At 61.8% G+C, this 7,034-nt stretch carries 8 protein-coding genes; all 8 read left to right on the top strand.

Translation table 11 applies throughout. From position 1 onward, the window contains the following. A partial coding sequence (tolQ, locus tag ACK4TM_RS16385; protein ID WP_409703286.1) for a protein TolQ occupies positions 1-567 on the top strand: 567 nt, incomplete at its 5' end. Position 568: 1 nt separating this feature from the next. Further along, positions 569-1,048 (top strand): ExbD/TolR family protein, encoded by a 480-nt coding sequence (locus ACK4TM_RS16380; protein WP_409703283.1) that lies wholly within the window; start codon positions 569-571, stop codon positions 1,046-1,048. A gap of 1 nt (position 1,049) precedes the next feature. After that, positions 1,050-2,159: an energy transducer TonB gene (locus ACK4TM_RS16375; protein WP_409703280.1), complete on the top strand. Its 1,110-nt coding sequence runs from the start codon at positions 1,050-1,052 to the stop codon at positions 2,157-2,159. A 108-nt stretch (positions 2,160-2,267) separates the two neighbouring features. Further along, positions 2,268-3,581, top strand: coding sequence for a Tol-Pal system beta propeller repeat protein TolB (gene tolB, locus ACK4TM_RS16370; RefSeq protein ID WP_409703277.1), 1,314 nt, complete (start codon positions 2,268-2,270; stop codon positions 3,579-3,581). 76 nt (positions 3,582-3,657) lie between these two features. Beyond that, a complete protein-coding gene (gene pal / locus ACK4TM_RS16365) occupies positions 3,658-4,203 on the top strand; it encodes a peptidoglycan-associated lipoprotein Pal (protein ID WP_409703274.1) in 546 nt (181 codons plus the stop codon). Between the two features lie 17 nt (positions 4,204-4,220). After that, the gene (gene ybgF, locus ACK4TM_RS16360; protein WP_409703271.1) at positions 4,221-5,045 is read left to right on the top strand and encodes a tol-pal system protein YbgF; all 825 of its coding nucleotides are present in this window, start codon (positions 4,221-4,223) and stop codon (positions 5,043-5,045) included. Further along, positions 5,036-6,241, top strand: coding sequence for a tRNA lysidine(34) synthetase TilS (gene tilS / locus ACK4TM_RS16355; RefSeq protein ID WP_409703268.1), 1,206 nt, complete (start codon positions 5,036-5,038; stop codon positions 6,239-6,241). Before ybgF ends, tilS begins: the two co-directional genes overlap by 10 nt. Before the next feature lie 127 nt (positions 6,242-6,368). Continuing rightward, a partial coding sequence (locus ACK4TM_RS16350; RefSeq protein ID WP_409703289.1) for an ATP-dependent metallopeptidase FtsH/Yme1/Tma family protein occupies positions 6,369-7,034 on the top strand: 666 nt, incomplete at its 3' end.

Genomic DNA, 7,034 nt, shown 5'->3' with positions numbered 1-7,034 from the left:
ATCATTATCGACAAGACGCTCCAGTTCCGCCGTGCGCGGGCCGAGGCGGACGTGTTCGACCGGGCTTTCTGGTCGGGTGAACCGCTTGATCAATTGTTCGATCAGATCGGACCGGACCCGGACGGGGCGTCGGAAAAGATTTTCGCGGCCGGGATGCTGGAATGGCGACGATCGCACAGGCAGGACGGCGGCTTGATCGCCGGGGCCACGGCGCGGATCGACCGTTCCATGGATGTCGCCATTGCGAAAGAGGCCGCGCGCCTGCAAAAAGGTCTGCCGGTGCTGGCCACGGTTGGGTCTACCGCGCCTTTCGTGGGCCTGTTCGGGACCGTCTGGGGGATCATGAACGCTTTTATCGAAATCGCCGAGGCGCAGAATACCAACCTTGCTGTCGTCGCCCCTGGCATTGCCGAGGCGCTTTTGGCCACGGGTCTGGGCCTGTTGGCCGCTATTCCGGCTGTTATCTACTATAACAAACTCTCTGCCGACAGCGACCGCATCGTGGCTGGCTATGAGGCCTTTGCCGATGAATTCGCCACCATCCTCAGCCGTCAGTTGGATAGCTGATATGGGCGCCGGGGTCATGAAATCGGGTGGCGGTGGCGGTGGCAGGGGTCGCCGCCGGTCGCGTGGCGGTCAGCCGCCGATGTCGGAAATAAACGTCACACCTTTCGTGGACGTCATGTTGGTGCTGTTGATCATCTTCATGGTTGCAGCGCCTTTGTCGGTTGTCGGCGTGCCGGTGGAATTGCCACAAACTGCCGCTACCGCTTTGCCCGGTGACGAAGAAGAACCGCTGACCGTGACGATCACGGCGGACGGCATCGTGATGATTCAGGAATCCGATATACCGCCTGCTGAACTGGTGACCCGGCTACGCGCAATTGCGGCCGAGCGGACCAGCAACAAGATATTCCTGCGCGCTGACGGATCGAATGCCTGGAACCGCGTCGCCGAGGTGATGGGTGCGCTGAATGCAGGTGGCTTTTCCGACATCGGCCTTGTGACAGATATCGGCGGGCCGACCTACGACGGTGTAGACGGATAAGATGCAGACGCCGGGCACCTACATATCTGCGGTCGGCCATGTTGGTTTGATCGGCTGGCTGCTGCTGGGGTTGGGGATGCAATCGCAGCCCACGCCGATGCAGGCCATGGATGTGACCGTCATGTCCGGCGAAGAGTTTGATCAGATGATGGCCGCCCGCACGCCAGAACCCGGGACTGAAACACCCGTGGCCGAGGCGCCGCAACCTGTCATCGAGGATACGCCGCCTCCGCCACCGCCGCCGGCTGAACCCGAACCCGAGCCTGCACCAGCGCCGCCGCCGGAACCTGTCGCGCCGCCTCCACCACCTCCCCCTCCGCCGCCGGAGCCTGCGGCCCCCGATCTGCCGCCAAGCGACGATCCGACACCGGCACCTGCGGATCGTGTCGCATCAACGCCCGTGGCACCACCACCACCGGATGCGCAGATATCGGAAATACCGCAAGAGGCGATCGTGCCCGACGACACCGCCCCGGCAGAGGTCGCGGTACCCGAACAGCAAGAGGCGGCCCCGGAACAGACGGCGACGGAAATCGTCATTGCGGATGAAACGCCACGCGGCGCTGTGGAAACATCCCTGCGTCCGGTGGCGCGGCCTGCGCGCCCGGTGCCGCCTGCGCCGGAACCCGAACAACAGACAGCCGCTGCAGAACCACCCCCGACACCCGAGCCTGCGCCCGAGCCAACACCAGAACCTGCACCGACCCCGGCACCTGTTCCCGATACCAGCACCGCGGTCGAAGATGCCTTGGCCGCCGCTTTGGCCGAAAGTGCCGCCCCAGCGGTTCTGGCTGGCCCACCCATGACCGGGTCAGAGCGCGACAGCTTCCGCATCGCGGTCAATTCCTGTTGGAACGTGGACCCCGGGTCGGTCGCGGCACGCGTCACGGTCGAGGTTGGCTTCAACCTGACGCGCGAAGGCCGGGTCGAGGGCGAACCGCGCTTGTTATCCTCTAGCGGTGACCAATCTGCCACAAACACCGCATTCGAAGCAGCGCGCCGCGCGATTCTGCGGTGCCAAGGCGGGGGATATCAGCTACCGGCAGATAAATACGACCAATGGCGCGAAGTTGTGATCACCTTTGACCCCAGTGGTATGCGATTAAGATGACGAAAAGCATGTGCCGGTCATCACAATATGGTATCGGCCTTGCGAGTAAGAGAACATGACGCTGCTTTCCGGACCTCCTGTCTGACAGCCAAAAAGGCGAAGAATAAGATGAAAAGACTGTTTACATTGCTGATTGCACTGATGTTGGCCGGTCCTGTGCTGGCGCAGGGCGGCCCTTTGCGCCTGACCATCACCGACGGCGTGATCGAGCCGATCACCTTTGCCGCGCCCACATTCGAGGCTGAAAGCCCGCAGGCCACGCAGCTTGCCAGCGATCTGTCGCGCCTCGTTGCGCAGAACCTGTCAGGCACCGGCCTGTTTCGCGAAGTTCCCTCGACGGCGTTCATTTCGCAGGTAGGCTCTTTTGCGCAACCGGTGGCCTTTGCCGACTGGCGTGCGGTGAACGCGCAGGCGCTGATTGTGGGCGCAGTGAATGTCAGCGGTGATCAGGTCGTGGTCAAATTCCGCCTGTTTGATATATTTTCAGGTCAGGAGCTTGGCAGCGGCCTGCAATTTGCGGGTACAACTGCCGGCTGGCGGCGCATGGGCCATAAGGTGGCTGATGCAGTTTATAGCCGGATTACCGGCGAGGGTGGCTATTTCGACAGTCGCGTCGTCTTTGTCGCCGAAAGCGGCCCCAAGGATAACCGGCTGAAACGGCTGGCGATCATGGATTATGATGGCGCCAATGTGCAGTTTCTGACTGACAGCACGAACATCGTGCTGGCACCGCGGTTTTCGCCGCGTGGCGATCAGGTGCTTTACACCAGCTTTGAATCCGGGTTCCCACGGATCAACCTGCTCGACGTGGCCAATGTCGGGCGCAGGCAATTGTCGACCGCGCCCGGTGAGATGTCTTTCAGCCCCCGCTTTTCGCGTGACGGGCGGCAGGTCATCTACAGCCTTTCCAATGGCGGGACCACCGATATCTACAGCACGGATCTGACCACCGGACAGCATACGCGCCTGACTGCGACACCGTCGATTGACACGGCACCAAGCCTTTCGCCTGACGGATCGCAGATCGTGTTTGAAAGCGACCGTTCCGGCAGCCAGCAACTTTACATCATGTCCGCCTCTGGCGGTGATGCGCGTCGGATTTCCTTTGGCGAAGGGCGTTACAGCACGCCCGTCTGGTCGCCACGCGGTGATCTTGTGGCCTTTACCAAGATGAACGCGGGCCGGTTCCATATTGGCGTGATGCGGACGGACGGATCGGAAGAACGGCTTCTGACATCGTCCTTCCTTGATGAAGGCCCGACCTGGGCACCTAACGGCCGGGTGATCATGTTCAGCCGTGAAACCCAAGGGTCGGATGGGGCAAGTTCGCTTTACTCGGTGGATATTTCCGGGCGCAACCTCAAGGCGGTCCCGATCCAAAGCGCGGCAAGCGACCCGTCCTGGGGACCGCTGCAGCCGTGATGGCGCAGGACAAAGCGTTCCCAGCCATGGATTGCCATGCTATGATAGTGAAAATGAGCAGATACAGGATCAACCGATGAAAATGATGACAAAAGCGACAATCTTGTTGCTGGTGCTGGCCACCGCCGCCTGTACCAATCCCAACCGCTTTGGTGGTGGGGCAGGCGGGGCCGCTGGCGGTGCAGGCGGCGCCGGTGGCGTGGGCGGCGTTGGCGCGGGTGCCGGCATGACAGGGTCTGCCAGCGATCCGCGCAGCCCGCAATTTTTCAACCAGACCATCGGTGACCGCGTTTTGTTCGCGGTCGACCAATCCACCATCAGCACCGAAGGTCGCACCATTCTGGACGGACAGGCACAATGGTTGCTGACCAATGCCGACTACCGCGCCGTGATCGAAGGCCATGCCGATGAACAGGGCACGCGCGAATATAACATCGCGCTCGGGTTCCGTCGTGCAAATGCGGTGCGTGAATATCTCGTGTCGCGCGGTGTGCCATCATCCCGGCTGGAAGTGACCAGCTATGGGAAGGAACGTCCGATCGAGATTTGCTCAAACGAAGCCTGTTACTCCAAGAACCGCCGGGCCGTGACGGTCCTGTCTTTCTCGGCGATGACGAGCTGATCTGGTCGCGGGGACAGATGATGTTGCATCGAATCTTTTTGATCTGTGCGGTCCTGAGCGCGCCGCTGCCTGCGTTGGCACAGGATGAGACGCTGGCGGATATCCGCCAGCAACTGACCGCGCTTTACGTCGATGTCCAGCGCCTGCGCTCGGAACTTTCCACCACCGGCGCGCTGTCGCAAGGGGTGGCCGGTGCGACGCCGCTGGACCGCCTGAACACGATCGAAGCGGAATTGCAGCGTCTGACCTCCAAGGCGGAAGAGCTGGAATTCCGGGTCAACCGGGTCACTGTGGATGGCACGAACCGGATCGGTGATCTTGAATTCCGGTTGTGCGAACTCGAACCCAATTGCGACATTGCAAATCTGGGCGATACACCGTCGCTGGGCGGCGTGGACAGCTCTGCAGAGGTGCCTGTGGCCAATCCTCCACCACCCACGACCGGCGGCCCTGCTGTTGCTGTCGGCGAACAGGACGATATCCGGCGGGCGCAGGAGGCGCTCGCCAGCGGTGACTTTCGCAGCGCCGTCGATCAGCTATCGGCCTTTGGCACGACCTACCCGGGAAGCCCGCTAGCACCCGAGGCCGCGTTCATCCGTGGTCAGGCACTTGAAGCTTTGGGCGAAAACACCAGTGCCGCGCGCGCCTATCTCGAAGCCTTCTCGGCGGATGCCACCGGGTCGCGCGCGCCGGAAGCCTTGTACAAACTTGGGGCGTCGCTGGGCGCTATCGGACAGACGCAGGATGCCTGTCTGACGCTGGCCGAAGTCAATGTGCGCTTTCCCGGCGATGCCGCCGTATCCAGCGCACAAACGGCGATGCAAAATCTGGGATGCCAGTAACGGGACAGCGCCCGCTTTTGTCTGGCGGATTTCTGGCCCTGCTCAGTTCCGGCGCGCCTGTCGGGCTTGCCGTGTCCGGGGGTGGCGATTCCGTGGCCTTGCTGCATTTGGCGGCGGGGTCGGGTGGCAATATCAGCGTCGCGTCCGTTGATCACGGCCTGCGCGCTGCTGCCGCAGATGAAAGCGCAATGGTGGCAGGTTTGTGCCGCCGCTATGGCCTGCCGCATCAGATTTTGCGCTGGTCGCCCGGCTGGGACGGCACAGGCAATTTGCAGGAAAAGGCCCGCAACGCCCGCTATGCCCTGCTTGCGGATTGGGCGAACGCGGCGGGAATTTGCGATATCGCGCTTGGACATACCGCTGATGATCAGGCCGAAACGGTCGTTATGGCGCTGGCGCGTGGCGCGGGGGTGGATGGCTTGTCCGGTATGGGCGCGGTCACTGAAAAAGATGGACTGCGTTTTCACCGCCCTTTGCTGAAAGTCACCCGTCGCCAGTTGCGGGACTACCTGACCACGGCGGGACATGCGTGGTGTGACGATCCCAGCAATGACAACCCCGCATATGAACGTATCCGCGTCAGACAAGCGGCTGAACTTCTGGCCGGTCTGGGGTTGGCGCCGCAGGCGTTGGCGCAGGTGGCGGAACATATGACGCAGGCGGCGCAGGCGCTGCGCCATCAGGCTGCGGACCACGCTGCATCCTACATTCTGCGTCAGCATGGCGATATGCTGGTCACGGTAAGCTTGAATGATCTGTCGGCAGAACAGGCGCGCAGGCTGGTGCTTGCCGCCATGGCTTGGGTCAATCGCAGTCTCATCGCGCCGCGTCGCGACGAACAGACCCGTCTGATGCAGACATTGCGGCAGGGGCGGGCGGCCATGCTGGCGGGCTGCGCGTTCAGCTTCGAAGGGCCGGTGCTGCGCATCAGCCGCGAATTTGCTGCAATCAGGGACCATGTGACGACCACAACCCAGCTTTGGGACGCGCGCTGGCAATTGTCGGGGCCACATGACACAACGCTGGAATTACGCGCGTTGGGTGTGGGCATTGATCATTGCCCTGCCTGGCGCGACGCGGGTCTAACCCATGCGTCGATGCAGGCGACACCGGCTGTCTGGCAGGAGGATCGGCTGATTTGCGCGCCCTTGGCTGGTTTCGGACAGGGCTGGCGCGCGCAGATTGTCGCGGAATAGTGTCCTGATCCGGTTTGCACATTGAAGATCGGGGTTTTGTCCCTATTCTATAGGTAACCACACAGGGACGAGTCTGTCCGCTGTTTGTCGATGTGATAGGAGTCCCCCCTTGGGTAACGCACGCAACATGGTCTTCTGGGTCGTCATGTTCTTGATGGTCCTGGCCTTATTCAACCTTTTCAGCAGTCCGCAGGGTGCAGCTGGTGCCGACGCGCGCAGCTATTCGCATTTTGTCGAAGCGGTGCAGGCCGGCCGCGTGACCGATGCCGTGATTGATGGTGAACAGATTCGCTTTTCCGAAGGCGGGCGCAACTTCACGACAATCGCGCCGTCTGATGCCGAAGTCACCAACCTGTTGATCGGTGCCAATGTACCGTTCGAGGCACGTTCGCAGGAAACCTCAGTTTTCCAATCCTTCCTGCTGAGCCTGCTGCCGTTCATATTGCTGATCGGCGTCTGGATTTATTTCATGAACCGGATGCAGGGCGGCGGAAAGGGCGGGGCGATGGGCTTTGGCAAATCCAAGGCCAAGCTTTTGACCGAAAAATCGGGCCGCGTCACCTTTGACGATGTCGCCGGCATCGACGAGGCCAAGGAAGAGCTTCAGGAAGTCGTGGAATTCCTGAAAGACCCGTCGAAATTCCAGCGCCTGGGCGGCAAGATTCCCAAAGGCGCCCTGCTCATCGGCCCGCCGGGTACCGGTAAAACCCTGATCGCGCGCGCGGTGGCGGGCGAGGCGGGCGTGCCCTTCTTCACCATTTCCGGCTCGGATTTCGTGGAGATGTTCGTGGGC

It is taken from the genome of Yoonia sp., assembly GCF_046292185.1.
In the GTDB taxonomy this organism is placed as follows: Bacteria; Pseudomonadota; Alphaproteobacteria; order Rhodobacterales; family Rhodobacteraceae; genus Yoonia.
This window is presented reverse-complemented; position numbering and strand designations above follow the sequence as displayed.